Genomic DNA, 1,757 nt, shown 5'->3' with positions numbered 1-1,757 from the left:
GAGGGTGTGTCAAAAGCCCCAAAATATGAAAGACCGAAGTTTTTAATAGCTTCGGTCTTTTTCGTTCACTCTAAAATATGTATCTTAGAGTTGCAATGAACAAATCAAAGATAGTATTTAAAGATTATAATCAAGGCTTATTAAATCTTTTTCCTTGTCGTCTGGATGAAAATATACCAGAGCATTCCCCAGTTCGGATGATCAATCAGGTAGTAGACGAGTTGGATCTTAGTGGGTTGCTTTCCACTTATCAGGGCGGGGGCACCAGTAGTTACCATCCACGTATGCTGTTAAAGGTCTTATTCTATGCCTATCTGAACAATATCTATTCCTGCCGCAAGATAGAAAAAGTCATGCAGGAAAATATCCATTACATGTGGTTAAGCGGCAGTCAATATCCCAGTTTTAGTACCATTAACCGTTTCCGCTCGGAACATGTGAAAGATTGCATTAATAGTTTGTTCGTTCAGGTTGTTGAGATGTTGGTTGAATTAGGTTATCTCAGCTTAGAAGTACAGTATATCGATGGTACGAAAATAGAATCGGTGGCCAATAAATATAGCTTTGTATGGAAAAAGAGCATTGATCATTACAAAGGTAACCTTCAGAAAAAGATAGCGTGTATCCTTTCCCAGATCGAAGAGGGTATAGCAGGAGATAATAGTCCATTAGAAGATGCCCCCTTCGAGATTGACTCAAAGCAGCTTGGGGAACGCATATCCCGTATCAACAAAGAAAACCGCAGTAAGGCTGAACTCAAACAGCTCAAGGAACTGGAGGAAAAGCACCTGCCCAAACTCGAAGAATATGAAGGACATCTTCGAATCATGGGCAAGCGCAACAGCTATTCCAAGACCGACCACGATGCTACTTTCATGCGTATGAAAGAGGATGCGATGAATAATGGACAGACCAAACCCGGATATAACCTGCAAATAGCTACTGCGGGTCAATATATCCTCAATTACGGATTTTATCCTATATCGACAGACACCACCACTTTAGAAGCATTCTTAAACCTTGGTTACGCCCGCTTTGGCGTAATGCCTGAAACAATTTGTGCCGATGCCGGATATGGAAGTGAGGAAAACTACCATGTACTTGAAACCAATCATATTGAATCCTATGTCAAATATAATTATTTCCATCAGGAACAAAAGAAGAAGTTTAAGAATAATCCTTTCCGCCAGGAAAACCTGATATACAATAAAGAAACTGATACTTACACCTGTCCACAAGGTAAAAGTATGCACTTCTTACAGGAAAAGATAAGTATCTCAGATAATGGCTATAAAAGCAAAATCAGACAATATCAGTGTGAAAACTGCCAGGGATGCACTTTGAAAGAGCAATGCCATAAAGCCAAAGGCAACAGAATTATAAACATCAACGAGAAATTAAGAGAATATAAAGCCAATGCACGAGATTTACTTACCTCTGAACAGGGATTAAAACATCGAAGTAAAAGACCCATAGAACCTGAAGCTGTTTTTGGACAGATGAAGTTCAATAAGGGATACAAAAGATTTAGGCACAAAGGTTTTGAAAAGATAAATATGGACTTCGGTGTGTTTGCTATTGCATTTAATCTGCTTAAAATGTGGAGAAAAAGACTCAAACATGAAAATTGGACCAACATTGCCTGTTTTTACTTGAAAATATATATTATGAATCCTATTGCTGATAAAAACCAAGAGAAATATAAACTGGCTGCATGAAACAAAAAGGGTAGGTCAATTTACTTTTGACACACCCTC

The 1,757-nt window shown here is 38.4% G+C and carries 1 protein-coding gene; it reads left to right on the top strand.

Annotated features, from left to right (window positions below; all coding sequences use genetic code 11):
- The first annotated feature begins 95 nt into the window (after window positions 1-95).
- Complete coding sequence (locus D0T57_RS15265; protein WP_255490635.1) at window positions 96-1,718, top strand: IS1182 family transposase; 1,623 nt, start codon at window positions 96-98, stop codon at window positions 1,716-1,718.
- Window positions 1,719-1,757 lie beyond the last annotated feature (39 nt).

The organism is Dysgonomonas sp. 511 (genome assembly GCF_010501105.1).
Classification (GTDB): Bacteria; Bacteroidota; Bacteroidia; order Bacteroidales; family Dysgonomonadaceae; genus Dysgonomonas.
Note: the sequence above shows the minus strand (reverse complement) of the source record. Positions and strands in the feature narration are given on the sequence as shown.